The following is a 25,616-nucleotide window of genomic DNA, read 5'->3' as shown; positions in this document are numbered from 1 at the left end:
CTACTTCGCCGGGCTGGCCGCGCGGACCTCGTCGGCGATCCGCTCGGCGACACTGCGCGCGGTCTCCTCGGTGGCGGCCTCGACCATCACCCGGACCAGCGGCTCGGTACCGGACGGGCGGAGCAGCACCCGGCCGGTCTCGCCGAGCTCGTTCTCGGCGAGGGCCACCGCGGCCTGCACGGTCGGGGCCGCGGCACCCGCCTCCCGGTCACCCACCTGCACGTTGATCAGCACCTGGGGCAGCGGGTGCACCACGGCGGCCAGGTCGGCCAGCGACTTGCCGGTGGCGGCGAGCTGCGCCATCAGGTGCAGGCCGGTCAGGACGCCGTCGCCGGTGGTGGCGTAGGCCGGCATCACGATGTGCCCGCTCTGCTCGCCACCCAGGGCCAGACCGCCGGCCTGAAGCTCCTCCAGCACGTACCGGTCGCCGACCTTGGTCTCGATCAGTTTGATGCCGGACTGCTTCATCGCGATCCGCAGGCCCAGGTTGCTCATCACGGTCGCCACCAGGGTGTTCTCGGTGAGCCGACCGGCGTCGCGCATGGCGAGCGCGAGGATCGCCATGATCTGGTCACCGTCCACGACGTCACCCGACGCGGTCACCGCCAGGCAGCGGTCAGCGTCACCGTCATGGGCAAGACCGAGATCAGCCCCTTCCCGTACGACCGCCTCCTGCACCCGCTCCAGGTGGGTGGACCCGCAGTTCTCGTTGATGTTCAGGCCGTCCGGCTCGGCGTGGATCGCGATGACCTCGGCGCCCGCCTCCCGATACGCCACCGGACCGACCTCGCTGGCCGCCCCGTTCGCGCAGTCCACCACGACCTTGATGCCCTCGAGCCGGTGCGGCAGCGACTCGACCAGGTGCTTGATGTAGTGCTCGGCACCGTCCAGCAGGTCGTGCACCCGGCCGATGCCGGCGCCGGTGGGGCGGCCGACCAGCCCGTGCCCGTCCTCGATCGTCTTCTCGATCCGCTCCTCCAGCTCGTCCGGCAGCTTCTGGCCACCAGCGGCGAAGAGCTTGATCCCGTTGTCCGGCATGGCGTTGTGCGACGCGGAGAGCATCACACCCAGATCGGCACCGGTCTGCCCCACCAGGTACGCGACCGCCGGCGTCGGCAGCACACCGACCCGGACCACGTTCGCGCCCGCGCTGGTCAGGCCCGCTACGACCGCTGCCTCCAGCATCTCGCCGCTGGCCCGGGGGTCACGCCCCACGATGGCGAGCGGCTGGTGACTGCTGTCGCTCTCGACGAGGACCCGGGCCGCCGCGACGGCGACCGAGAGAGCGAGTTCGGGGGTGAGCAGATCGCCGTTCGCAAGACCACGAACGCCGTCGGTGCCGAAGAGTCGCCCCATGGCGGCTTCCTTTCGCCGGTCGCAGCACGGTCCCTCTGGCGTCGTTGGGGGCCCGGGGCCGGAGTGACCGGTACGGCTAGTTGGGGAGGGAGTGAAACAACGGTGAAACGGCGACGGCCGAGCACGCCCCCAAATTCGGGGAGCGTAACTCGGCCGTCGGTCAGACGTGGCGCAAAATCAGCGCTTCGAGTACTGCGGAGCCTTACGGGCCTTCTTGAGACCGTACTTCTTGCTCTCCTTGACCCGGGCGTCACGGGTCAGGAAGCCGGCCTTCTTCAGGGCCGGGCGGTCGTCCGGCTCGTGCGCGATCAGCGCGCGGGCGATGCCGAGGCGCAGCGCGCCGGCCTGCCCGGTGATGCCGCCGCCACGCAGGTTCGCGATGACGTCGAACTGCTCGGCGCGCTCGGTGGTCACCAGGGGCTCACGGATGAGCTGCTGGTGCACCTTGCTCGGGAAGTAGTTCTCGAGGTCACGGCCGTTGCAGGTGACCTTGCCGGTGCCGGGCACGAGGCGCACGCGGACGATGGCCTCCTTGCGGCGGCCCACGGTCTGCACGGGACGGTCACCCGGGCGCGGGGCGCGGACGGCGGCCGGAGCGGCCTCGACCACGACGACCGTCTCAGCGGGCTCCTCGACGGTCTCGACGGCCTCGACGACCTCGGGCTCGATGATGTCGGTCATGCTGCTGCCTTCTCCCGCGCTCACTGCGCGATCTGGGTGATTTCGAACGGCTGCGGCTGCTGAGCGGCGTGCGGGTGCTCGGCGCCCGGGTAGACCTTCAGCTTCTTGATGATCTGCCGCGCGAGCTTGTTGTGCGGAAGCATGCCCTTGACGGCCAGCTCGATCGCCTTCTCGGGGCGCTTGGAGAGCAGCTCCTCGTAGCCGACCTGCTTCAGACCGCCCGGGTAACCGGAGTGCCGGTACGCAACCTTGGTCTGCCGCTTGTTGCCGGTCAGGGCGACCTTGCCGGCGTTGATGATCACCACGAAATCGCCGGTGTCGACGTGCGGTGCGAACGTCGGCTTGTGCTTGCCACGCAGAAGAGTGGCGGTGTGGGTAGCCAGGCGGCCCAGGACGACGTCAGAAGCGTCGATAATGTGCCACTGACGCTCGATCTCACCCGGCTTCGGGCTGTACGTACGCACAGAATTACCTTGTCTCGTCGTCGGTCTGGGGGCGCGCGCTGGTCGTGTGAGTCACGAACACCAAGCACCCCCGGAGGGGGAGCGCTCGCAGCTATCGCACAACAGCAGGCAACAATACCCGGCCGCGCGGCGCGTGGTCAAAGCAGGCCATCCCCGATAGGTGATCTGGGAGGGACCCCATGCACATCCAGCATACTCGCCGCCGATGACCCACCCTTCTCGGGTGTGTCATGTCCCGCTCGATGCCTCTTAGCAGGCTCGAAACAAATGGGACGCTTGGTTGAAATTCCCCAACGGCACGCTTCGGGACATGCCCAACGGTGCGTACCTTCCGACGACGCGGCCCGGCTTCGGCCGACGCGGCGTCCACGGGCGCACCATGGAGAGACCACCGTCAGGGTTGAGGACGGACCTGACGGTGTCCGCCACCCCGGTTCGCCGGAGTGGCGAGGAGAAGTCGCGGCGTGCCCCGGACGGAGGCATGGCGAGGACCGCAGGCGTGACATGGGAGCGGGTCGACGCTGAGGACGGCGGGCTTCGAGCGTGCCCTTCGGTGGACCGCCCGGCCACGCCGCGACTTCTCGACAAGTCCGTGAGGACTGCGCAGAGGACCATCGCCGGATGACGGACCGGACCCCGGGAGCCCGCCGGCCGGTGCTGACCGCGGCCGCGCTGGCCGAGCCGACGGCCACCCTCTCCGGCTACACCATCGGTGTCACCTCCGACCGTCGCCGGGACGAGCTGGCCAGCCTGCTGGAGAGCCGCGGCGCACGCGTCGTGATCGCTCCCGCGCTGCGCATCGTGCCGATCGCCGACGACGCCGAGCTCCGCGCCGCCACCCGCGCCTGCCTGGACAACCCGCCGGACATCGTGCTGGTCAACACCGGTATCGGGATGCGCGGCTGGCTCGAGGCGGCCGAGGGCTGGGGCCTGGCCGACCCGCTGCGGACCACGCTCGGCCGTGCCTACCTGGTCGCCCGGGGACCGAAGGCCCGAGCCGCCGTCCGCGCCGCCGGCCTGAAGGACAGCTGGTCACCGGAGGGCGAGGGCTACGAGGAGGTGGTCGAGCACCTGACCGCCCGGGGTGTGTCCGGACTCACGGTCGCCATGCAGCTGCACGGCGAGAGCCAGCCGGAGTACACCGAGGCGCTCCAGGCCGCCGGAGCCCGGGTGATCGAGGTCCCGGTCTACCGCTGGGCGCCGCCGACCGACCAGGCCCCGCTGCACCGGCTGGTCGACCTGGTCGCCGGGAAACTCGTCGATGCCGTGACGTTCACCTCGGCCGCGGCGGTTCAGGCCCTTCTGCGTACGGCGGCTCCCAGCACCGAGGCTCTCCTCGACGCGTTCCGCACCGACGTCCTGGCCGCCTGCGTGGGCCCGGTCACCGCCGCTCCGCTGCGCCGGGTCGACGTCCCGGTCTCCACGCCCGCCCGGGCACGGCTGAGCTCGCTGGTCCGCACGCTCGTCGAGGAGCTGCCCAAACGGGCGGTCTCGGTGCAGGTCAACGGCCACTCGATCACCCTGCGCGGGCACGCCGCCGTGGTGGACGGGGAGCTCCGGCCGCTCGCACCGGGCCCGATGGCCGTACTGCGGGCCCTCGCCAACGCGCCGGGCCGGGTCCTGTCCCGGGCCGCCCTCCTGCAGACGCTGCCCCGCGGCGCCGACGAGCACGCGGTCGAGATGGCGGTCGCCCGTCTCCGCGCCGGCCTGTCCGTCCCCGGCGCCATCCAGACGGTCGTCAAGCGCGGCTACCGCCTCCCCACCTAGCCAGCCCACCCCCGCCCACCCCGGCAACGCATCCGGGAGCGACAGCCCGCCACAGCGGCTTGCGTGGGGCGACGACGGGACAGCGACTCGCCTGGGGACTACAGCCCCACACAACGACTCGGCTAGGGGCGACAGCCACACAGCGGTCCGGCTGGGGGCGACAGAGCGACACGACGGCTCGGCACCGCCCCTGCCCGGGCAAAAACCCCGCGGCGGCGCGAGGTGGCATCAGGTAACGGGGCGGCGGCACGGGGTGCGGCGCGGGGCGGCACAAAGAGGCATGAAACGGAAAAATGGCGCACGGTGAGGCGTGAGACGACGCGAGGTGGCGCGACGGCGGGCTAGGTGGCGCGAGGCGGAGGGCGTGTGGGGTGGGGTGAGCGGGAGTGGTTACGCAGGTCGCGCGGGGTGGTGAGCGGTTTGGACGCGCCAGCGGCCAGCGAACCGCCCCGCGCCCTCGGCGGGAGCAGCGGTCTGCACCCACCACCCCGATGCGACATGGGTCTTATGAAGTTGAAGTTGAACTCGCCGAAGAGGCTCAGCCGACCAGCGTCGGGCCGGCCTCGTGCTCGGCGACCAGGGTGGCCATGGCGTGTTCGACGACGCCGATCAGGACCTCCTTGGCGGACTCCCGGTGCCGGGCGTCGCACATGACCAGCGGGACGTGTGGCGGGATCGCCAGTGCCTCGCGGACCTCGTGGGCCTCGTAACGGGGAGCGGTGTCGAAACAGTTCACGGCCACCAGGTACGGCAGGTGCCTGTTCTCGAAGTAGTCGAGCGGGGCGAACGCGTCGGTGAGACGGCGCGTGTCGACCAGCACGGCGGCACCGACGGCGCCGCGGATGAGTTCGTCCCACATGAACCAGAAGCGGGTCTGGCCCGGGGTGCCGAACAGGTAGAGGATCAGGTCGTCGGCCATGGTGATCCGGCCGAAGTCCATCGCCACGGTGGTGGAGCCCTTGGAGGGCACCTTGGAGGCGTCGTCGATGCCGGCGCCGGCGGTGGTCATCACCGCCTCGGTGGTCAGCGGCTCGATCTCGGAGACCGCCCCGACCAGCGTGGTCTTGCCCACGCCGAAGCCACCGGCCACCACGATCTTCGCCGAGACGATCTCCGGAGGCGACACCGCTCTCTCAGAGCTTGCGAAGTCCACTCAACACCCTTCCCAGCAAATCCATCCGCTCCGTGTAGCTCTGTCGGGGAGCGGCACTGTGCAACGCGAGTAATCCACCGGCCACCATGTCGGCGACGAGGACCCGGGCCACCCCGAGGGGCAGCCGGGTCAGGGCCGCCAACTCGGCGAGCGACTGGGCCTTCGGCTCACACAGCACGGCGATGCGGTATTTGTCATGTCCGGCGAAGCGGGCTTCCTGCACGGCCGCCGCGTTGGCGACCAGGACCGCTTCGATCGGTATCTCCCGGATGGGCTCGGTCCGGCCGCGGGTAACCGCGTACGGCCGCACCAGGCTTCCCCTGGGATCCTGCGGCTCTGTCATGTCGCGGTCACCTCAACTCCCACCGAGCTCGTCCGGGCCCGGCGTCTAATAGCCGACGGCTGCGCGTGGCGCCGGCGACAGTGCCGCACCCACGCGCTCCACCAAGAGGGCCATCTCGTAGCCGACCTGACCGACATCGCAGCTGCGAGCAGCCAGAACGGCCATGCATGAGCCGTCGCTGATGGACATCAGGAAAAGGTAACCGCTGTCCATTTCAATGATGGTCTGCTGCACCTGACCGGCATTGAACATCCGGGAAGCACCGTCGGTCAGGCTGACCACGCCGGAGGAGATCGCGGCGAGCTGGTCCGCCCGGTCCGCTGGCAGATCCCTCGTCTGGGCCAGCAGCAGGCCGTCGGCGGAGGTCGCGACGACGTGCGCGACGCCCGCGATGCTGTCGGCGAAGTTGTTGAGCAGCCAGCCCATGTCCTGCATGGTGGGAGGCCTGGTCACTTGTTGTTCTCCTTAGTGGCCTGGAATGCCGCGGCGCCGGACTCGGCGACGCCGTCCGTCCGCCCTCGCTGGACGCCACGGGTGTAGGCGGACAGCAGTCCGCGCACCTCGTCGGCGCTGCGACGGTTCTGTGCCCGGGGCGCGGGCTGCACGCCGCCGGGAACCAACTGTGCCTGAGGGACCCGCTTGGGCAGGCCAGACATCGTATTACCGGCGTCCCTCGGCGCGGCCGCGGCCATCGCGCGCGCCCACCCCTCGTCCGCCGCCGTACGCCATCTGTCCTCTGGGGACACTCGTGGCCTGGGAACGGTAGCAGCAGGGGGTGTCGATGTCGCGGGGGCCGGGTGGTGCGCCGAGGGGGGTGCGGAGATCGGCTGCATCGGGGTCGGCGGCGGAGCGTACCCCGCGGTCGGCATCCCGCCCTCCGGCCGGGTGGACGAGGCGGTCACCTCGAACCAGCTCTGCTGCATCTCGACCTGGATCGGCGCGCTCCAGCCGTTGCTCTGGGCGGGCTGAGCGTACCCGGCCGGCTGCGCCGCATAGGCGGGCTGTGCCGCCGGCTGCGCGTAAGCGGGCTGCGCGGCGGGCGGGGAGTACGCGGTCCGGGCGACCGGCTGCTGGTAGGCGGGCTGGGCGGCCGACTGGCTCTGCCAGGACGGCGCGGCCGGCTGCTCGTAGGCGGGCTGGGTGTAGGCCGGCTCGGTGTACGCGGGCCGCCCGTACCCGGGCTGCTCGTAGGACGGGGTGTGCCAGGCCGGCTGGGCGGCCGGGACGGCGGCCGGAGCCGGAGCCGGGGGCTCGGGCTGGGCGCCGTACCGGGCCGGCGGGGCCTCGGGTCCCGCGGTCGCCGACGCCGGCACCCGGGTGGGCAGCTTCGGACGGTCCGGGGTCGGGCGCAGGTCGAGGTCGTCCTCGGCGGCCGGCAGCTGCTGCATCCGCGGCAGGGCCGGGCTCTGCGAGGCGACCGCGCGGATCGGCGGGCGGTAGTCCGAGCCCGCGGAGAGCTGCGGTGTCGCGGGCGAACGGTTCCAGCCGGCGGAGCGCTGCGGCACCGCCGGGACGCCGGGCACCATGACGATGTCCGAGGGGAGGGTGACCTCGGCGATCGTCCCGCCCTCGCGGCCGGGCAGCACCCGCACCCGGATGCCGTGCCGGCTGGCGAGCCGGGCGATGACCGCGAAGCCCATCAGGCGGAACGTGGCCACGTCGACCTCGGTCGGCTCGGCCAGACGCCGGTTGATCATCTCCAGCTGGTCGGCGGAGATGCCCAGGCCGCGGTCCTCGATCTGGACCACCGCGTGGTGGCCGATCTGCCGGCCGGACGCCATCACCTGGGTGGTCGGCGGCGAGAAGTGGGTCGCGTTGTCGAAGAGCTCGGCGATCAGGCGGACCGTGTCGTTGACGGCGCCGGCCATCACCAGCACGTCGGTGTCGATCGACCCGAACTCGATCCGGTTGTACTGCTCCACCTCGGACTGGGCGGCGCGCAGCACGTCGATCAGCGGCGCGTCCTCGCGGCGCGGGGTGCCCACCTCGGCACCCGCCAGCACCAGCAGGTTCTCGTCGTTGCGGCGCATCCGGGTGGCCAGGTGGTCCAGGTCGAAGAGCTTCGCGAGCCGCTTCGGGTCCTCCTCGGTGCGCTCGATGCCGTCGAGCTCGCCGATCATCCGGTCGACCAGCGCCTGACTGCGCCGGGCGAGGCTGAGGAACATCGCGGAGACGCTGGTCCGGAGCGCGGCCTGCTCGGCGGCGACCCGGATGGCCTCCCGGTGCACCATGTTGAACGCCTCGGCCACCTGGCCGAACTCGTCCTTTCCGGTAAGCCGGATGGGATCCCGGGTCTCGGCGAGGATCCGCTCCACGCCACGGTCACCCAGGCTGTCGATGTCCTGCAGGCGGTGCACGGCCTCGGGCAGGTCGCGGTTGGCGACGGTGAGCGCGCCGTGCCGCAGGCGGCGGGCCGCGAGGTTCAGGTTGGCGGCCAGCGCCACCGCGAACGCGATGGTGGTCAGCAGCGCGAGGAGCACGACGGCGAACTCGATGGTGGCCCGGCGGCTCGCGCTGGCGGCGGCGTCCTCGGCGATCGCGACCGTCTGGTCCTCGAGGGTCCGCTCGGTGGTGCGCAGCAGGTCCAGCACGTCCTCGTACGCCTTGACGATGTCGTCGAGGCTGGCCTTGAGGTTGCCGGTCAGCCGGGTGTTCAGGCCGTCCGCGGTGGTCATCTTGGCGTCCGCGAGGATCGCCTCGACCATGCCGATCTGGTTCGTCGAGGCGAGCGTACGGAAGTCCGTGTACGCCGAGTCCCGGCTGGCCTTGGCGGCGGTCAGCTGCTGGTCACGGACCTGGGTGAACTCGCCGCTCACCCGCACCGAGTAGGCGATCGCCTCCTGCTGGGCCACCGAGTTCTCGATCCGGCTGAACGCGCCGAGCGAGCGGAGCGCGTCGGCGGCCGAGCCCGGGTCGGCGATCTGGCTGACCGCGTCCTCGAAGCCGGCGAGGCCGTTCAGCACGTCGCCGTACTGCTGGATGGCGCCGAAGACGGTGATGTCCTTGCGGCCGTTGACCTGGTTGCGGGTGTCGGTCAGGGTGGCGAGCTGCTCGTCGATCACCGAGAACTTGTCCATCACCCGGTCCGGCAGATCGGGCAGATCGGCCCGGTGCTCACGGAACGTCTGGATCTGCGCGTCGACCTCTTTGATCCGGTCCGCGTAGCCGCTCTCGTCCTTGCCGCGCGAGGCGAGGAACGCCGCGGCGGCCATCCGCTCGACCTGCACGAGGCGAGTGATGTTGGAGATGTCGGTACCGATTCTGGTCAGGTCGGCCACTCGGCTCGAATCCGACGCCGTTCCGCGTACCTCGATCAGCCGAACGGTTCCCAGCACCAGCACTGCGGCAAGTGGAATCACCATCAAACCGGCCAGCTTGGCGCGAATCCGCGCGTCTCGTAGTCGAGGCAAGAAACGGCGTCGCACAGCATGACCCGAGGATCCCGTGCTCACGACTTCTCCTTCGCGGTCGTCCCGCTCATATCGGCCGTCCAGCGGCCGTTTGACGACTGCGGTCCGGCCCCGTTCGGCGCACACAGCAGAAGCTGCGCCGGTTTTGGCACGGCGGCGATTTCACCAGAACGGGGGCGGGTTTGGGAAGCCTTGATCCTCCTGGAAAACAAGCAGGTTCCCTGGTGATAAGCGTGCGCGCGTACCTCGGCGACCCGATATATGGGGTTTGACGTGCACAAATGTCTCACCGAACGGGCCCCGGGCGGCGAACCACCATGTGGGAGAAAAGTCGCGGACCACGTTGTCGAAATTTCGGCATGGCGCGACGGACCCGCTGTCCGTGATCGCTCATCGTCCACTATGGAATCACGGTCCGCGAATGTCGCCTACGTCGCCCCGCAGTGACCCAGAGTGATCACCGTGAAAAGTGACATTCCTCGATCGAGGAAGATCAAGATTTTAGGACGCCTTAAGAAGCTGTCCGTGTACTGGCGTACCCCGCACCGCATTCCGTAACGTGCCCGGCATGGCAATTCGGAGCTGGGTGAAGCTGGTCGCCACCACCGCCACGGCAGCCGCGGTGGTCGGTGCGGGCCAACTCGGCATCGCGTACGGGCTCGGCATGGTACGGCTCGACCGGGCTCTCGACATCACAGCGCGTGATCAATGGACCGCACAATTGGCCTGGGTCGCCTGGATGACGATGACCGCGGCCGCCATCGGCGCGATCGTCGCCACCGGGATGCGCTCACGCTGGCTGCCCCGCCCGGTCAGCGCCGCCGGATCGATCGGCCTCGGCGTCACGGCCGGGCTCGGCTCCCTCGCGGTACTGCCGCTGACCATGCAGCCGGCCCGGTCCGCCGTGGTCGCCGGGGTGCAGCCGGTCTTCGTGATCGGCGCCGCCGCCGGCATCGGCGCCGCGGTGGGCATCTTCGCGGCCGCCGCGGCCGCGGCCAAGCCGGTCTTCCGGTGGAACCTGGCCGTGATGAGCGTGCTGACCTGGATCGTCGCCCTGGTCACCATCGGGCCCTCGCTGCTGCCCGGCCACACGGCCACCGCGGTACGCGTCGGCGTCCTGGAGGGCAGCCTGATCCCAGCCGCCGTCGCCGAGCACACGCCGTTCCTGACCATGCCGGTGCTCGCTCTGCTGGCCGGCCTGATCGTCGGCTGGATCGGCCGCGGCAAGGGCACGTCCACGCTGGCCGTCGCGTTCGCCGGGCTACCCGGCGCCGCGCTGCTCACCATGGCATACCTGATCGCCGGCCCGGCCCAGGACGCGGCCGGGTTCCAGCTCGACCCGTACTGGTCGGCGATGACCGCGGCCGGTGCCGGCGTGCTCGGCTCGGTGATCGCCGCGATCGTCCGCAGCGCCCCGGCCACCCCCGGCGCCAAGCCCGGCCACGACTCCCCGGCGAGCACCCCGGAGGGCCCGGCCGGCGACTCCCCGGCGAGCACCCCGCTGCCCCGCCGGGACGCCCCGGTGCAGTCGGCCATAGCGCAGGCCGCGGCCGCCGCCGCGCAGCGCCCCGAGGACCAGCTCCGGCCCTCCGACACCGGCGTCCTGCCCGCACCCGGTACGCCGAACAACCCGTTCAGCGGCGGCAGCGGCAGCCCGTTCCGGTCCGGAACGCCGTACCCCACCCAGCCCGAGGCCGCGCACACTCCCCCGCCGGTCGCGCCGCACACTCCGCCGCCCGCCGCCGAGCCTCGCTTCTCCGGTCAGCAGCCGCCCGCCGCTCCGCGCCGCGGACGGGGTGACACCACGGCCTTCAACGGCTTCACGACCGGCCAGCCGACCGGGCGGGCCGGCGCGATGACCGCCGAGCAGCCGCGCGTCACCGCAGCTCACGGCCCTGTCGTCGAGCCGACCTCGATCAGTGGCCCGTTCCCGCAGACGGCCGCCGCGGATGGTATGCGAGGCCGGGGACAATCGACGGAGACGGATTATGTCGATTGGGTCAACGGTCTCGGAAACGCGTAAAACATTCGTAAACACCGATGGAATGATGCCGCTGGGAGGTACCGCGGGGGCGGCGAAGCGTCGACGATGACCGATGTCCGGCCACATCCCTCGTTCACGTCGGGAGCACCGCACATGACCGTCGACCGGCTCGCCCCCCTGCCCCGCATCCGCCGACTCCTCCTCGGCCTCGCCCTGGTCTTCGCCCTCTCCGGCACCGCGCTCGTCGCACCCGCCGTGGTCGCGCCGACCGCCACCTCGGCCGCGCAGGCCGCCGTCTACTCCAGCTGCACGATCAGCACCTGCACGGCCGCACGGACGGCGTACACCGGGTGGGCCTCGCTCAGCTGGCCGCTCACCGCCGGGTGGTACTCCTGGCCGTACGGCCAGTACAACTACACCGGCGGTACGTTCCAGAACCGCGAGGGCCAGCTGCCCACCTCCACCTACAACGAGTACGACGTCTACTCCCGGGCCAAGGGCGCGTCGCGTGATGCGTACCGGATCGTGGTGGACCGGACCTCGAAGGTCGCCTACTTCACCCCCGACCACTACACGACGTTCTACAAGCTCTGACCCCCTCTCTGCGCGCATCTTCGCGGCGGCCGTCTCCCTGACGGCCGCCGCGCCTTTTCTCCCGTTTCGGGTACGCGTCCCGCACCCGTCCCGCACCCCTTTAGCACCTCAGGTGCGCTCAGGCCGGGGAATCTCGGGGCTCGCCGAAAAAACCCGGCCCGAACTTCTACCCCGCTGTGCGAGGTGACCGATGAAACAGCTGCCAGGGACAACGACCGTCCGCTCGGCGTGAAAGGCAAACCCGGCGCGAGCCGGGGACGCAAAGCCGACAGGGCCCCAGAGGGGGCCGGCTGGGCTGCTTCCACCGAACGAACAAGAGGAGACTCCTTATGCGCAGCATGCTTCAGCTCGTCGGCGGCGTCGCCGTAGCTGGCGCGGTCGCCGCTGGCAGCACCGCCTTCACCGCCTCCAACGGCCTGACCAACGGCGCGGGCACTACGCAGTTCATCGGGGGCACGGTGTCGCAGACGGTCACCGGCGCCAGCCTCAGCGCGGTCACCTACGCCTTCAACGACGCCACGAAGACCCAGATCACCGGCGTCACCCTGACCTTTACCGACAGCGCGGCGAACGGCAAAGCCGTCACGCTGACGCCGACCGGCACCGGCTACGGCTCCGCCTCGGCCGACCAGTTCTACTGCCCGACGGTCTCCGGCACCTCGGTCACCTGCATCACCGCGCTCACCTCGGATGGCACCCACGCCGCGGCGAGTTACTACACCGGCCTGACCAGCATGCAGATCCAGGTCGCCTAACCTGCCGTAGAACCCTCTCCCGGGCTGGCATGCTGCTGAAAGTCACGCCAGTCCGGGAGACCCCATCCGATCAGGCACCCGCAATCTCCTCATGGCCGCCATCATCGCGATGGCGGCCATCGGTGCTTGGGCCATCGGCACCCACCGCGTGTCATACGTCGTCACTCACGGCGTCAGCATGCAACCCCTGTACCACGCCGACGATCTTGTCTTCGTCGTGAAAGCCGATTCCTACCAAGTCGGTCAGATCGCCGCATACCATGGGTCCGGGAGCGAGGCAGAGGTACTTCACCGCATCATCGGCGGTGACGGCGAGACCGGCTTCGTCTTCAAGGGAGACAACAACCCGGAGATCGACGGCGGCAAGGTCACCGAGGACCGGATGATCGGGCGAGCCGTCCTGCACGTCCCCAAAGGAGGCGTCTGGCTCCGGCCGATGCTCAGTCCCACCGGTCTGGGCATGATCAGTTTCCTGTTCATCAGCGGTGGAGCGGCCACGGCCAAAACCCGCAGGGACATCCCGCGCGGCCGCCTCAAGAAGAGAGTGACTGGCATGTCCGGCCAAGGCGGCTCCTGGGCGGCGGCCACGGCCATCTTCAAGGCCGTCAGCCGTCTCCATCCTTTCTTCCGGCTCCTCGCCGCCGTGGTGGTGCTCGCCGCCGCCGGTGGACTCCTGCTCGGAGTCCTCGGGTGGATGCGGCCCACCACCGAGACGTCCGCCAGCGCCACCAGTGCCGGGGAAACGATGACGTTCTCCTACTCGGCCGAGGTGCAGCGATCCGCCGCCTACGACGGAACGGTGGCCTACTCGCCGGATCCGATCTACCGCAAACTCGCCGACTTCGTCACCCTGCAGCTCAGCTACGAGGGAGAACCCGGCCGGATCGGCGTCACCGCCCGGCTCTCCACACAGAGCAGCGGGTGGCACTCCACAGTCCAGTTGTCCCAGCCGAAACAGTTCACCGCCGAACGCTACGTCGACTCCGTGACGCTCGACCTCAACGGCCTCGAGGATCAGGTCAACGAGGCCGGAAGCGCGATCGGAGCCAATCTGGGATCGCTGATCATCGCGGTGACCGCCGACATCCAGCACGACGACGGCACCACCTTCGCGCCGAAACTCACGCTCGGACTCGACTCGATCCAACTCGGGCTCACCGGTGACTCCAGCAGCCTGGTGGTCAGTGAGTCCGGGACGACGAGCGGGGGTGGGACCGTACCGCGGCAGATCAGCGTGCTGGGGCGGGATCTGATGACGGCGGGGCAGGCGCGGAAGTACTCCGTCTACCTGCTGCTGGTGGCGATCGCCGGGGCCGTGGCGATCGCGATGACAGCGCTGCGGAGGGTTCCGCTGCAGACCAGGTCACAGATCCAGCGGCGGTACGGCCATCTCCTGGTGCCGGTCGAGCCGATGGCGAGTCCGCCGGGGAAGCCGGTGGTCACGGTCGACACGTTCCCGGCGCTGGTGAAGCTGGCCGAGAAGTACGGGCAGATGATCCTCACCTGGACCCGGCCGGACGGCTCCGACGACTTCGTGGTCCGCGACGACGGGGTCACCTACCGCTTCCGGATCGTCCCGCCACGGCCGCAGCCACCGAAGCCCCCGCTCCCGAGCATCCCGCACCCGAACCGCCGCGCCCAGAGATCCGCTGCCCTCGGCATAGCCTCAGTGATCACCCCTCGCCCCACCTCCACTTCCAGCACCAGCGGGCGCGGAACAGTGTCCGGGACCGGGACCAGCTCCGCAGCCGACGCCGGACCCGAGTCCATTCCTGCGACCGGCGAGCCCACAGAGACCACCGGGGCCACAGCGACTAAAGAGGACACAACCTCCGATAGCACCGCCCAGACCGAAACGGCCAAGCCGGAACCCACTCGGAAGGCCACCACCACCGCGCGCAAGTCACCTGGCCGTCGCCCGTCCAGCCGCAAACCGGCCGCAACCCCAGCCCCAACTCCCGCCTCACCTCCGGCGGCTCCGGCGGCTCCGGCGGCTCCGGCGGCTCCGGCGGCTCCGGCGGCTCCGGCGGCTCCGGCGGCTCCGGCGGCTCCGGCGGCTCCGGCGGCGAGCATGGCGGAGAAGGTCGCGGAACCGGAAACCCTTCATTGGGCGGCTAACCCGTGGCCGCGCACTCCGCTGAGCCACGACGAACCCGGGTCGGCACACCACGCGGGAGAAGAGGCCGTCGAGGAGAAGGCGACTGAGGACGCGACGGCTCCGGAACAGGCCCCGCAGGAACAGGCTGGGCGGGATCTGAGTGTTCGGGGGCGGGTGGAACCGGAGACGCCTGACTGGGGCGCTCAGCCGTGGCCGGGTAGGTCGGTGGGGACGGTGGCGGCTCCGGGCGTACCGGAAGAAGAGCAGGCTGCGGAAGACGCAGCGCAACCGGCGCGCAAGCGAGGGCCCCGCCGCAGTGCTCGGGCACGGCGTCCGGTTCAGCCCGCCACGGATGAGGCCGTGGGCAGCTCTACGCAGACGGCCGCGGGTGAGAGCGGGCCGACCACCGCGAAGCGGCCCGCGAGGAAGGCCCCGGCGAAGACCGCGTCCAAAGCCGCGCCTCGTGTGGCGCCCAAGGCCGCGCCCAAGGCTGAGTCCGACCCGCAACCCGCGTCGGCACCGACACCAGCGGAAGCCTCAGCGCAGACCCCGGCCGAAGCGCAGACCCCGGCCGAAGCACAAACCCCGGCCGAAGCGCAGGCCCCGGCACAGGCGCAGAGCAAAGCGCAGGCCGAAACGCAGGACGAAGCGCAAGGCGAAACGCAGGCCGGGGCGCAGGCGGAGAAGCAGGACGGAACGCCGATGCGAGCGTCGGGCGGAGTCCGGGCTCAGCAGCAGGCCGAGACTCCGGTGTGGGCGCAAGTGGAAGCTCTGATGGAGAAGCGGCCCGAGGCTTCGGAGCGGGCGCGGATCGAAGGGCTTGCGGAGGACCCGGCAGGAGCGGCGGGCGCGGTGCCGGAGTTGAGTGAAGAAGAGATTCGGGAGATGGCGGCGCGCCAAGAAGCGGAGCGGCTGGCGGCGGAAGAGCTCGCGGAGCGGAATCTGGCGCTGGAGAAGGAGATCAACGAGCAGGCGGAGCGGGACCAGGCCGCCGCTGACCAGGCCCGCCGGGAACGTGTGGCCCGGCGGACCGCTCAGCGTGACCCGGTCTACGACTTCATGCCGACGCAGCGGCCGACGCACGGAGCGACGTCAACCCAGACGACCGAGTCGACGCCGACCGGGACCACCGAGTCGACGCCGGACCAGACGACGTCAGCGTCGGCTCGGACGCCCGCGGAGACCGGTGGGGCCGAGCACGATCAGGACGAGATCGGCAGGTAGACGCGCCCGCCGGCGTCCACGAACTCCGTCGACTTCGCCTTCATGCCCGCCGCCCGCAGCTCGTGGCTGATCCTCATGGAGCAGAACTTCGGGCCGCACATCGAGCAGAAGTGTGCCGTCTTCGCCGGGGCCGCCGGCAGCGTCTCGTCGTGGTAGGCGCGCGCCGTCTCCGGGTCGAGGGCCAGCTCGAACTGGTCCTCCCAGCGGAAGTCGAACCGGGCCCGGGAGAGCGCGTCATCCCACTCCTGCGCGCCGGCGTGGCCCTTGGCCAGGTCGGCGGAGTGCGCAGCGATCTTGTACGCGATCATCCCGGCCTTGACGTCGTCCCGGTTCGGCAGGCCGAGGTGCTCCTTGGGCGTGACGTAGCAGAGCATCGCGGTGCCGAACATGCCGATCATCGCGGCGCCGATCGCGGAGGTGATGTGGTCGTAGGCCGGCGCGATGTCGGTGGCGAGCGGGCCGAGCGTGTAGAACGGCGCCCCGTCGCAGAGCTCGACCTGCAGGTCCACGTTCTCCTTGATCTTGTGCATCGGTACGTGGCCGGGGCCCTCGACCATCACCTGGACGTCGTACTCCCGGGCGATGTGGGTCAGCTCGCCCAGCGTCCGCAGCTCGGCGAACTGTGCCTCGTCGTTGGCGTCCGCGATCGAACCCGGCCGCAGGCCGTCGCCGAGCGAGAAGGTGATGTCGTACTCGCGGAAGATCTCGCAGAGCTCCCGGAAGTGCGTGTAGAGGAAGTTCTCCCGGTGCTCGGCGAGGCACCAGGCCGCCATGATCGAGCCGCCGCGGGAGACGATCCCGGTCACCCGCTCGGCGGCCAGCGGCACGTGCGCGAGCAGTACCCCGGCGTGGATCGTCATGTAGTCGACACCCTGCTCGGCCTGTTCAATAACGGTCTCCCGGAACAACTCCCAGGACAGTCGAAGCGGGTCGCCGTTGACCTTCTCGAGCGCCTGATAGATCGGCACGGTGCCGATCGGCACTGGTGAGTTCCGGACAATGGACTCGCGGGTCTCGTGGATTCGCGGGCCGGTCGACAGGTCCATCACGGTGTCCGCGCCCCACCGGGTGGCCCAGGTCAGCTTCTCCACCTCCTCGTCGATCGAGGAGGTCACCGCCGAGGTGCCGATGTTCGCGTTGACCTTCACCAGGAACCGCGAACCGATGACCATCGGCTCGCTCTCCGGGTGGTTGCGGTTCACCGGCAGCACCGCGCGACCCGCCGCGATCTCGTCGCGCACCACCTCCGGCGCCACCCCCTCGCGCACCGCGACGAACTCCATCTCCGGTGTGATCTCACCGGCCCGCGCGGCAGCGAGCTGTGTCTTTCCGGTCCACCAGGGTGCGCGCAGCGGCGGCAGACCGACCGCCGGGTCGCTGCCGGGACCGGACGTGTCGTAGAGCCGGACCGGCGGCTCGTCGCCGGTCAGCACCACCTCGGTGAAGGGCACCCGGATCTCCGGACGGGAGCCTTCCACGTAGACCTTGCGCCTCATGATTCCTCCCAAATGATGATGAAAACGACGGCGCCGGGCAGCATTCGGCCCACACCGCGACTCGCCGGGCTAGAACTGCCAGAAGTGGTTCAGCGGTCCGGGCCCGGCGCCCAGCCGCCATTCGCTGCCGCCGCGCAGCGCACCCGCGACGTAGTCCTTCGCGGTCACGACGGCATCCGGGATCGTGTCGCCCAGGGCCAGCCGGACAGCGATCGCGGAGGAGAACGTGCAGCCCGAGCCGTGATTGTTCTCGGTCTTGACCGGTTCCCCGTGCAACTCGATCAACCGGCCCTCGCACCAGAGCACGTCGAGCGCGACCTCGCTGCCGGTGACCGCCACCGCGCGCGCCCCGCTCTGACCGATCTCGGCCGCGGCCTCGGCCATCTCCCCGGCCGTCTCGATCGCCCTCCCGACGAGGGCGCCGGCTTCGTGCCGGTTCGGTGTGAGGATCTCCGCGTACGCCGTGAGCCCCCGGACGACGTCGACGTCCCCGAGCCGGCTGCCCGCGGTCGCCACCAGCACCGGGTCGACGACGAGATTCGGCAGATCCGCCGCCCGTTCGGCGATCACCGTGACGATCGCCGGATCCCCGATCATGCCGACCTTGACCGCCGCCACGTCGAAATCGGAGAGCACCGCGTCCAGTTGCGCCGCCACGCTCTCCGCCGGAACGGGATGGATCCCGGTCACGCCGAGCGTGTTCTGCGCCGTGATCGCGGTGATCACGGAGACCCCGTAGACCCCCAGCGCCGCGAACGTCTTGAGATCCGCCTGAATCCCCGCTCCCCCGCCGGAGTCCGACCCGGCGATCGTCACCACCACCCGCGGCGTCACCCCACCCACCCCTCGGCGCCGGCCAGGAGGATCCCGTCGCCCTCCCGGCTGGCGCTCACGGGTGCCTCAGGCCCCGCCACACACCCCTGCGTACCAGCCAAGAGAGCGAGCGACAGGGCGCGGGCGACCAGGAACGGGTCGGGGGCACGCATGATGGCGCCGAGAACCGCGACGCCGGACGCGCCCGCGGCCACACACGCCCGGGCCCGCGCGGGGGTGTCGACGCCGCCCAGAGCAAGCCACGGGACCGGTGGGGACAGCGCGGCGGCGCCGGACGGGGTCAGGGCCGGGCCGTATCCGGGCTTCGTGAGCGTCGGATAGATCGGCGACAGGGTCACGTAGTCCACAGCGGAGAGAGGCTCACGGCCGTGCCAGGAGCGCCCGACCATCGACAGCCCGGCGGACCGCGGGCCGGCTGAGGACCGGGCGGGACGCGAGTCGGGCAGGGGGTCGGGCGGCACGGGCAGGGGGTCGGGCACGGGCAGGGGGTCGGCCGCGGACAGGTGCACCGCCGAGCCGCCGAGCGGGTCCGGTCCGGCCACGATGAGACGCCCCGGTGGCAGCAGGGTTCGCAGGCGGGCGGCGAGGGCGGCTCTCTCCCCGTACGGCAGATCGCGTTCCCTCAGGATGACCCACGCGACGCCGCCGCGGACCGCCGCCTCGACCACCGCCGGAAGCGGGCCGGCAGCGGACCGCCGGTCGGTGAGCAGCACGAGACCGAAAGGGGTCACCACACCGGAATCCCTTCGTCCGATGTGGACGCGATCGCGTGGTATCGGCGCGGGATGCGTCCGGCGGTGCGGGCGAGACGGCCCGCCGCGACCGCGTGCCGCATCGCCGCCGCCATCCCCGCCGGATCGTCCGACCGGGTGATCGCGCTGGCCACCAGCACCGCGTCGCAGCCCAGCTCCATCGCCAGGGCGGCGTCCGAGGCCGTGCCGATCCCCGCGTCGAGCACCACCGGCACGTCGACGCTCTGCCGGATCAGCTCGATGTGGTGCGGGTTCGCGATGCCGAGCCCAGAGCCGATCGGCGAGCCGGCCGGCATCACCGCGGCGCACCCGGCGTCCGCGAGACGGCGGGCCAGGATCGGGTCGTCGGTGGTGTACGGCAGCACGGTGAAACCCTCCGCCACCAGCGTCTCGGCCGCCCGGAGCAGCTCGACGCCGTCCGGCAGCAGGGTCCGCTCGTCGCCGATCACCTCCAGCTTGATCAGGTCGGTCTCGAACGCCTCGCGGGCCATCCGGGCGGTCCGCACCGCGTCGCCGGCCGTGAAGCAACCCGCCGTGTTCGGCAGGACGCGGACGCCGAGCCGCGTGAGCATCGGCAGCAGCCCCGGCCCGGCCGCCTCCACCCGGCGCAGCGCGACGGTGACCAGCGTGGTCTCCGCGGCCAGGATCGCGTCCTCCAGGGCGGACAGGCTGGTCGCCCCGCCGGTGCCGACGATCAGGCCGTTGAGGGGAAGGAAGGACATCCGGTCATCCCCCCTGCGCCGCGGTGAGCACCTCGATCGCGTCGCCGTCGGCGAGGGAGACCTCGGCCCACGTCGAGCGGGGCACCACGGTGCCGTTGACGGCGACCGCGACACCACGGCTCGCCGCGGTGATCTCGGCGACCAGGGCCGCCACCGAGCAGGACTCGGACCGGTTCTGATGCCGGCCGTTGACCATCAGACGCACGCGAACCTCCCGGGTGTGAAGTCGTCGATGAGGGGATCGGCCGAGCCGGTGAGCACCAGGTCGGCGATGAGCCGGGCGGTGATCGGGGCGAGCAGCACCCCGTTGCGGTGGTGCCCGGCGGCGACCGCGATCCGGCGATCGTCGTCGAGGAAGCCCAGGATCGGGGCGTTGTCCGGGGTTCCCGGGCGGTGCCCGACGGTGACCTCGGCGAGTTCGTGGTCGGCCAGCCCGGGCACCAGGTCGAGCGCCGCGCGCAGCAGCTCGTGCACCCCGCCCGCGGTCGGCCGGTCGTCGCCGCGTTCCTCCTGGGTGGCGCCGACGACCACCTCGCCGTCGGCCCGCGGGACGAGGTAGACATGCCGCCCGTCCGCCGAGCCGCCGATCACATGACGGAGGAGTCCGGCTTCGCCCCGCAGGCGCAGCACCTGGCCCTTGACCGGTCGGATCGGCAGCCCGGTCAGTGCCGCCGTCCCACAACCCGCCGCGACCACGATCCGATCAGCGTCCACTTTTTCAAGATCAACAACGCTTTCCGGTACGATATCTCCCGATAAACTGGCGCGCAGGGCAGCCACTACCCGACGTGGATCGACCTGGCGCTCCGTGGCGGCGTAGGCGCCCGCCCGGACACGGGGCGACAGCGCCGGTTCCCGGGACCGCAGCTGGGACCCGGTCAACGGCGCGAGCCCCTGATGCCGCCACTCCCGCGCCATCTCGGCGACGTCATCCGCGGTCAGCGCCACCCCGAGCGTCCCGGCCTCGTCGTACCCGACCGGCCCGAGCGCCGCCGCGAACCTCTGCCAGAGATCGTTCGACACCGCCAGCAGCGCGTGGAGCGCCGGGACCTCGAAGGCCGACTCCCCGCCCGGTGCGAGCATCCCGGCCGCGACGTGCCAGGCCCCGCCGGTGCCGTCCGGCGCCGGGTCGTACACGACCACGTCCGCTCCGCGGCGCCGCAGCTCCCACGCGATCGAGAGCCCGATGATCCCGCCACCGACGACCGCGATCATCGGAGGGCTGCCAGGAACTCGGCCACCGCCCCCTTCGGGTCCGCCGCGAAGGCGGAGATCGCGGCCACCCCGTGCACCCCGGGCGGGACGCGTCGCGGGGTGATGCCGCCGATCGCCACCACCGGCGTACCCGGGACCGCCGCGGCGATCGCCGCGACCCGTTCCGGTCCGAGCGGTGGTGGCAATCCATCCTTTGTGGAGGTCGGGTACGTCGGCCCGACGCCGAGGTAGGTGGCGCCGTCACGAACCGCGGCGCGCGCCTGCGCGGCGTCCCGGCAGGTGGCGCCGATCGTCGCCGCGGGCCCGAGGACACGGCGGGCGGCGGCCACCGGAAGATCGTCGGCGCCGAGGTGCACGCCGTCCGCACCGGACGCCAGCGCGACCCCGACCCGGTCGTCGACCAGGCACAGGGCGTCGTTCGCTCGGCAGATCGCGACGGCTTCGACCGCGACGGCGTACGCGAAAGCGTCGTTGACCTTGACTCTGATCTGGACCGCCACACCGGGCTGGGCGACGCCCCGGACGACGTCGATCGAGTCGGTTATGACATGGACTCGGGGAAAGACCGAACCGTGCATGAAGCACTCCTCCCTGCGCCGGCATGACCCGGATCAGGTTCTACGGTCGGGGGCCGCATCAGCCCCCCTCTCAGCCCGGTGCCCGGACTCCCGTGGGTTACGTGTAATCGGACCATAACTCCGCAGTAAGGATTGCGCTAGCGGACGTCCCAGACCGGTTCCGGGACCTCGACCACGTCGCCGTCTCCCCTGAACAGCACGAAGCGGTCGAAGGAGCGGGTGAACCAGCGGTCGTGGGTGACCGCTATCACGGTGCCGTCGAACGCCTGCAACCCCTGCTCCAGCGCCTCGGCCGAGGCCATGTCCAGGTTGTCGGTCGGCTCGTCGAGCAGCAGCACGGTCGCGCCGGAGAGCTCCAGCAGCAGGACCAGGAAACGGGCCTGCTGGCCGCCGGAGAGCGTGCCGAACCTCTGGTCACCCTGCGCGGAGAGCTCGTACCGGCTGAGCACCTTCATCGCGCCGGCCCGGTCCACTCCGGAACGGTGCTCGTCGCCCCGCCAGAGGATCTCGACCAGCGTCCGCTCCATCAGCTCGGGCCGGTCGTGGGTCTGCGAGAAGTGACCCGGCCGGACCCGGGCGCCGAGCCGCGCGACACCCTCGTGCGCCACGTGGGCCAGCGGGGCGCCGTCGACCGGCTTGTGCTCCAGGTCGGGCTCCGTGCCACCGGCCGCTAGCAGGCGGAGGAAGTGCGACTTGCCGGTGCCGTTCGCGCCGAGGACCGCCACCCGGTCGCCGTACCAGATCTCCAGGTCGAACGGGAAGGTCAGGTTCGTCAGCTCCAGGCCCTCGCAGATGACGGCACGCTTGGCCGTACGCCCGCCGCGCAGATTCATCCGGACGGACTGCTCCTTGGGCGGCAGCGGCGGCGGGCCGGCCTCCTCGAACTTCTTCAGGCGGGTCTGCGCGGCCTGGTAGCGCGAGGCCAGCCCGTCGTTGAAGGCGGCCTTGTTCTTCAGGGTGAAGACGAGCTCCCGGAGCTTCTCGTGCTCCTCGTCCCAGCGGCGGCGCAGCTCCTCCATCCGCTCGTGCCGGTTCCCGCGGGCCTCGTGCCAGGAGGCGAACCCGCCGGGATGCGTCCACGCGCCGCCGCCCTCGACGGCGACCACCCGGTCGGCGGTCTGGTTCAGCAGCTCCCGGTCGTGCGAGACGTAGAGCACCGACTTGGACGACTCGCGCAGCCGCTGCTCCAGCCAGCGCTTGGCCGGCACGTCGAGGAAGTTGTCCGGCTCGTCGAGGAGCAGCACCTCGTCGCCGCCCCGGAGCAGCAGGTCGAGGGCGAAACGCTTCTGCTCGCCGCCGGAGAGCGTCCGCACGATGCGGTCCTTCGCCTCCTCCCACGGCTTGCCGAGGATGGCGACGGCGACCGTGTCGAAGAGCACCTCGGCGTCGTAGCCGCCCACCTCGCCCCAGTGGGTGAGTGCGTTCGCGTACGCGATCTGGCTCTTCTCGGTCTCGTCGAGGTTCGCCACGGCCTTCCGCAGGCGCTCCCCGGCCTCCCGCAGCGGCGGGGTGACCAGCGAGAGCGCGAAGTCCTCCAGCGTCCGGTCGTCACCGATCATGCCGATGAACTGCCGCATCACGCCGAGCCCGCCGGAGCGCGCGATGGTCCCGCTCTGGGCCGGGATGTCCCCGGCCACCATCCTCATCAGCGTGGTCTTGCCCGCCCCGTTCGGCCCGACCAGCGCGACCTTGGCACCCTCGCCGACCCGGAACGACACGTCGGTGAAGAGCTCCCGCCCGTCCGGCAGGACGAACCCGGCACCGGCGACATCCACGTAACCCATGCCGGGCATCCTTCCCTGTCGCGCGTCAGGCGGCAGCCGGATTTCCGGTGACCCGCAGCACCCGGAACCCCTTCTGACTGGCCACCCGCTCGACCTGCCAGCCGAGGCCGACCAGCCAGGCGTGCAGGGAGTCGCCGCCGAGGTGCCTGTTGATCACCAGCCAGGCGGTGCCGTCCGGCGCGAGGCGGGGCAGCCAGCGCTCCAGCAGCGCGTGCAGCCCGGCCTTGCCGATGTGGGTGGGCGGGTTGCTCCAGATCTCGGCGAACGTCACGCCGTCGGGCACGTCGTCCGGGGCCGCCACCCGCACCCGATCGGCCAGCTTCAGCGCGGCGGCGTTCTCGGTGGCCAGCTCGCGGGCACGGGCGTTGACGTCCACGCCCCAGACCGTCGCGCGCGGCGCCTCGCTCGCCAGCACGCAGGTGATCGGCCCGTATCCACAGCCCAGGTCGAGCAGCGCGCCCTCGGTCGGCGCGGTGGGCAGCGCGGCCTTGCGCAGCAGCACGGCCGTCCCGGGGTCGAGCCGCCCGGCCGAGAACACCCCGGAGGCGACGGCGAGCCGGTAGTCCCGCCCGGCGACGCTGAACTCGATCTCGCCACGCCGCATCGGGGCGTCCGGCTCGGCGGAGAAGTAATGCTCGGTGCTCACCCCACCAGTCTCCCGCCGCCCGTTCCGCACCGGTAGGCCGGGGTACCGGACAGGCTGTGCGTTCATCGACCGACGTGCGCCTCTAACCTGCCCCGAGGCGGTCCGCCACCATCCCCGACACCCCTGGTCTGCACATGATCCTGGTCCGTACCCTGCTCCGCCCCGCCACCGGCCAACATCGCCAGCCCAACCGCGATATCCACAGCGCTGTCCACAGGTTTATCCACAGCCCCTTCCCGCACGACCGGCGCCGGTCCCGGCGGCATGCCCGGCGCGATCCGTACGCCACGATGCAGCTGCTCACCCGAGGGCTGGCCGGGCTCATCGTGCTGGGGATCCTCCTGACCAGCGGCTTCCTCATCGTCGGCGACGAGCCACCGGCCGAGCCCACCGACCGCGCCATCGCCTCCCGCTCGGTCGACCCGCGACCGCTCACCGCCGCCGAGGCGTTCCCCACCGGCGCCGCCGGCTACCGCGTCGACCGGACCGAGGTCGAGGCCGACTGCCGGGTCACCGTCACCGGCGCACTGCGAAAGGCGATCTCCGGGTACGGGTGTTCCCAGGCGGTCCGCGCCTCCCTCACCGTCCCCGAGGGCGGCTACCGGGTCACGGCCGGCATCCTGAACCTCGCCGACACGGAGAGCGCCACGGCCGTCGGCGAGCGGGTCCGCCGCCTCGTCGAGACCAGCGAGGGCGGGTTCACCGCGATCACCGGTGACCAGCCGACCCCGGGCACCCCGGTGGGCTGGCGGTCCCGGGGCCACTACCTGCTCTACTGCGTGATCACGACCCCGCCGGACGCGCCGGTGACCAGCGCCGGACCGGAAGCGATCACCGCGAACCTGCTGGACGGATACCTGAGCGGAACCGTCCTGGCCCGCCGGGCTCGCTAGGCGCGCAGGCGGCGGGTGGCGTCGGCGCGGGCCGCGTACTCGCCCTCGTCGGGGTACCCGACCTCGACGAGGGTCAGCCCGTGCGCGGCCGCGACCATCACCTCGCTGGACCGCTCGCGCATCGTCAGCAGCTTGGCGGGCCACTCCGCGGGACGGCGCCCCTCTCCCACCGCGAGCATGGCGCCGACCAGGCTGCGGACCATCGACTGGCAGAACGCGTCCGCCTGGACCGTGGCGACCAGGATCCGGTCCGGATCGCGGCGCCAGTCCAGCCGGTTGATCGCCCGGATCGTGGTGGCGTGCTCCTTGCGCTTGCAGAACGCCGCGAAGTCGTGCTCGCCGAGCAGGCCCGCGGCGGCCTCGTTCAGCAGGTCCAGGTCGAGCGGGCGCAGCCAGCCCAGGGTGTCGTGGCGGCGCAGCGGCTCCGGTCCCCAGGCCTCGTCGCAGACCCGGTACTCGTAGCGCCGGAAGGTCGCCGAGAAGCGGGCGTCGAAGGTGGGCGGCACCTCGGCGATCGAACGGACCCGGGCGTCCGGTGGCATCAGCGCGCCGAGACGTCGCAGCAGCGAGCTCTCCAGTTCGGCGTACCGGGCCGCCGGGAGGTCGACGTGGCACACCTGGCCGGTCGCGTGCACCCCGGCATCGGTCCGGCCGGCGACCGTGAGCCCGAGCGGCGTGTCGGCGTGGTCGGCACCGAGCAGGCGCTGGATCGCCTCGATCAGCACACCCGCGACGGTGCGGCGGGCGGGCTGGACGGCCCATCCGGAGAAGTCGGCGCCGTCGTAGGAGACGTCCAGTCGAAGGCGGATGGAGTCCGTCATGCCGCAGCGTGCTCCTGTGATCCGTACGGGAAATGTCGCTTGAAAA

General features: G+C 71.2%; 23 protein-coding genes and 2 riboswitches. Of the genes, 6 read left to right on the top strand and 17 right to left on the bottom strand.

Annotation, left to right across the window (positions count from 1 at the left end):
* The 3 genes from glmM to rplM form a co-directional block, all read right to left on the bottom strand.
* Window positions 1–1,356 carry a phosphoglucosamine mutase gene (gene glmM, locus AB0M08_RS08570; RefSeq protein WP_364490546.1) on the bottom strand — a complete coding sequence of 452 codons (1,356 nt, stop codon included), beginning with the start codon at window positions 1,354–1,356 and terminating at the stop codon, window positions 1–3.
* Window positions 1,357–1,533: 177 nt separating this feature from the next.
* The gene (gene rpsI / locus AB0M08_RS08565) at window positions 1,534–2,037 is read right to left on the bottom strand and encodes a 30S ribosomal protein S9 (RefSeq protein WP_364490544.1); all 504 of its coding nucleotides are present in this window, start codon (window positions 2,035–2,037) and stop codon (window positions 1,534–1,536) included.
* Window positions 2,038–2,057: 20 nt separating this feature from the next.
* Entirely contained in the window at window positions 2,058–2,501 is a 444-nt protein-coding gene (gene rplM / locus AB0M08_RS08560; protein WP_215792927.1) for a 50S ribosomal protein L13, read from the bottom strand.
* Window positions 2,502–3,122: 621 nt separating this feature from the next.
* Here rplM and AB0M08_RS08555 point away from each other — a divergent pair.
* Window positions 3,123–4,268, top strand: coding sequence for a uroporphyrinogen-III synthase (locus AB0M08_RS08555; protein WP_364490542.1), 1,146 nt, complete (start codon window positions 3,123–3,125; stop codon window positions 4,266–4,268).
* A gap of 538 nt (window positions 4,269–4,806) precedes the next feature.
* Here the strand turns inward: AB0M08_RS08555 and AB0M08_RS08550 are convergent.
* Genes AB0M08_RS08550 through AB0M08_RS08535 form a run of 4 tightly spaced genes read right to left on the bottom strand, consistent with a single transcriptional unit; the run spans window position 4,807 to window position 9,126 of the window.
* Window positions 4,807–5,421: an ATP/GTP-binding protein gene (locus AB0M08_RS08550; RefSeq protein WP_364490540.1), complete on the bottom strand. Its 615-nt coding sequence runs from the start codon at window positions 5,419–5,421 to the stop codon at window positions 4,807–4,809.
* Window positions 5,402–5,764, bottom strand: a complete 363-nt coding sequence (locus AB0M08_RS08545; protein WP_364490538.1) for a DUF742 domain-containing protein — start codon at window positions 5,762–5,764, stop codon at window positions 5,402–5,404. Before AB0M08_RS08545 ends, AB0M08_RS08550 begins: the two co-directional genes overlap by 20 nt.
* Before the next feature lie 45 nt (window positions 5,765–5,809).
* On the bottom strand, window positions 5,810–6,217 hold the full coding sequence (locus AB0M08_RS08540; RefSeq protein WP_364490536.1) for a roadblock/LC7 domain-containing protein: 408 nt from the start codon (window positions 6,215–6,217) through the stop codon (window positions 5,810–5,812).
* Entirely contained in the window at window positions 6,214–9,126 is a 2,913-nt protein-coding gene (locus AB0M08_RS08535; RefSeq protein ID WP_364490534.1) for a nitrate- and nitrite sensing domain-containing protein, read from the bottom strand. Before AB0M08_RS08535 ends, AB0M08_RS08540 begins: the two co-directional genes overlap by 4 nt.
* Before the next feature lie 616 nt (window positions 9,127–9,742).
* On the opposite strand from AB0M08_RS08535, the gene AB0M08_RS08530 reads away from it, so the two are divergent.
* From AB0M08_RS08530 to AB0M08_RS08515, 4 genes are all read left to right on the top strand, one after another.
* Window positions 9,743–11,197, top strand: coding sequence for a hypothetical protein (locus AB0M08_RS08530; RefSeq protein ID WP_364490532.1), 1,455 nt, complete (start codon window positions 9,743–9,745; stop codon window positions 11,195–11,197).
* Between the two features lie 114 nt (window positions 11,198–11,311).
* Window positions 11,312–11,752, top strand: a complete 441-nt coding sequence (locus AB0M08_RS08525; protein ID WP_364490530.1) for a ribonuclease domain-containing protein — start codon at window positions 11,312–11,314, stop codon at window positions 11,750–11,752.
* Window positions 11,753–11,976: 224 nt separating this feature from the next.
* Window positions 11,977–12,055, top strand: a riboswitch (cyclic di-GMP riboswitch).
* 26 nt (window positions 12,056–12,081) lie between these two features.
* On the top strand, window positions 12,082–12,507 hold the full coding sequence (locus tag AB0M08_RS08520) for a hypothetical protein (protein ID WP_364490528.1): 426 nt from the start codon (window positions 12,082–12,084) through the stop codon (window positions 12,505–12,507).
* Between the two features lie 91 nt (window positions 12,508–12,598).
* Window positions 12,599–15,829 carry a DUF5305 family protein gene (locus AB0M08_RS08515; protein WP_364490526.1) on the top strand — a complete coding sequence of 1,077 codons (3,231 nt, stop codon included), beginning with the start codon at window positions 12,599–12,601 and terminating at the stop codon, window positions 15,827–15,829.
* Here the strand turns inward: AB0M08_RS08515 and thiC are convergent.
* The 9 genes from thiC to AB0M08_RS08470 form a co-directional block, all read right to left on the bottom strand.
* On the bottom strand, window positions 15,808–17,325 hold the full coding sequence (gene thiC, locus AB0M08_RS08510) for a phosphomethylpyrimidine synthase ThiC (protein WP_364490524.1): 1,518 nt from the start codon (window positions 17,323–17,325) through the stop codon (window positions 15,808–15,810). The two genes, AB0M08_RS08515 and thiC, sit on opposite strands and share 22 nt — an antisense overlap.
* 69 nt (window positions 17,326–17,394) lie before the next feature.
* Window positions 17,395–18,159: a bifunctional hydroxymethylpyrimidine kinase/phosphomethylpyrimidine kinase gene (gene thiD / locus AB0M08_RS08505; protein WP_364490522.1), complete on the bottom strand. Its 765-nt coding sequence runs from the start codon at window positions 18,157–18,159 to the stop codon at window positions 17,395–17,397.
* Entirely contained in the window at window positions 18,156–18,893 is a 738-nt protein-coding gene (locus AB0M08_RS08500) for a thiamine phosphate synthase (protein ID WP_364490520.1), read from the bottom strand. Before AB0M08_RS08500 ends, thiD begins: the two co-directional genes overlap by 4 nt.
* Window positions 18,887–19,633, bottom strand: coding sequence for a thiazole synthase (locus tag AB0M08_RS08495; RefSeq protein WP_364490518.1), 747 nt, complete (start codon window positions 19,631–19,633; stop codon window positions 18,887–18,889). The genes AB0M08_RS08500 and AB0M08_RS08495 overlap by 7 nt, the downstream gene beginning before the upstream one ends.
* 4 nt (window positions 19,634–19,637) lie before the next feature.
* Window positions 19,638–19,829: a sulfur carrier protein ThiS gene (gene thiS / locus AB0M08_RS08490; RefSeq protein ID WP_364490821.1), complete on the bottom strand. Its 192-nt coding sequence runs from the start codon at window positions 19,827–19,829 to the stop codon at window positions 19,638–19,640.
* Window positions 19,829–20,848, bottom strand: a complete 1,020-nt coding sequence (gene thiO, locus AB0M08_RS08485) for a glycine oxidase ThiO (RefSeq protein ID WP_364490516.1) — start codon at window positions 20,846–20,848, stop codon at window positions 19,829–19,831. The genes thiS and thiO overlap by 1 nt, the downstream gene beginning before the upstream one ends.
* Window positions 20,845–21,426 (bottom strand): thiamine phosphate synthase, encoded by a 582-nt coding sequence (locus AB0M08_RS08480; RefSeq protein ID WP_364490514.1) that lies wholly within the window; start codon window positions 21,424–21,426, stop codon window positions 20,845–20,847. The genes thiO and AB0M08_RS08480 overlap by 4 nt, the downstream gene beginning before the upstream one ends.
* Window positions 21,420–21,529: riboswitch (TPP riboswitch) on the bottom strand. Its footprint overlaps the gene before it by 7 nt.
* 34 nt (window positions 21,530–21,563) lie before the next feature.
* The gene (locus tag AB0M08_RS08475; protein ID WP_364490512.1) at window positions 21,564–23,210 is read right to left on the bottom strand and encodes an ATP-binding cassette domain-containing protein; all 1,647 of its coding nucleotides are present in this window, start codon (window positions 23,208–23,210) and stop codon (window positions 21,564–21,566) included.
* A 25-nt stretch (window positions 23,211–23,235) separates the two neighbouring features.
* Entirely contained in the window at window positions 23,236–23,856 is a 621-nt protein-coding gene (locus tag AB0M08_RS08470; RefSeq protein ID WP_364490510.1) for a methyltransferase, read from the bottom strand.
* 290 nt (window positions 23,857–24,146) lie between these two features.
* Here AB0M08_RS08470 and AB0M08_RS08465 point away from each other — a divergent pair, with 290 nt between their 5' ends.
* On the top strand, window positions 24,147–24,749 hold the full coding sequence (locus AB0M08_RS08465) for a hypothetical protein (RefSeq protein WP_364490508.1): 603 nt from the start codon (window positions 24,147–24,149) through the stop codon (window positions 24,747–24,749).
* Here AB0M08_RS08465 and truA read toward each other — a convergent pair.
* A complete protein-coding gene (truA, locus tag AB0M08_RS08460; RefSeq protein WP_364490506.1) occupies window positions 24,746–25,570 on the bottom strand; it encodes a tRNA pseudouridine(38-40) synthase TruA in 825 nt (274 codons plus the stop codon). The genes AB0M08_RS08465 and truA overlap by 4 nt on opposite strands.
* Window positions 25,571–25,616: the final 46 nt, after the last annotated feature.

The sequence above is a fragment of the Actinoplanes sp. NPDC051851 genome, from assembly GCF_040681165.1.
GTDB lineage: Bacteria > Actinomycetota > Actinomycetes > Mycobacteriales > Micromonosporaceae > Actinoplanes.
Note: the sequence above shows the minus strand (reverse complement) of the source record. Positions and strands in the feature narration are given on the sequence as shown.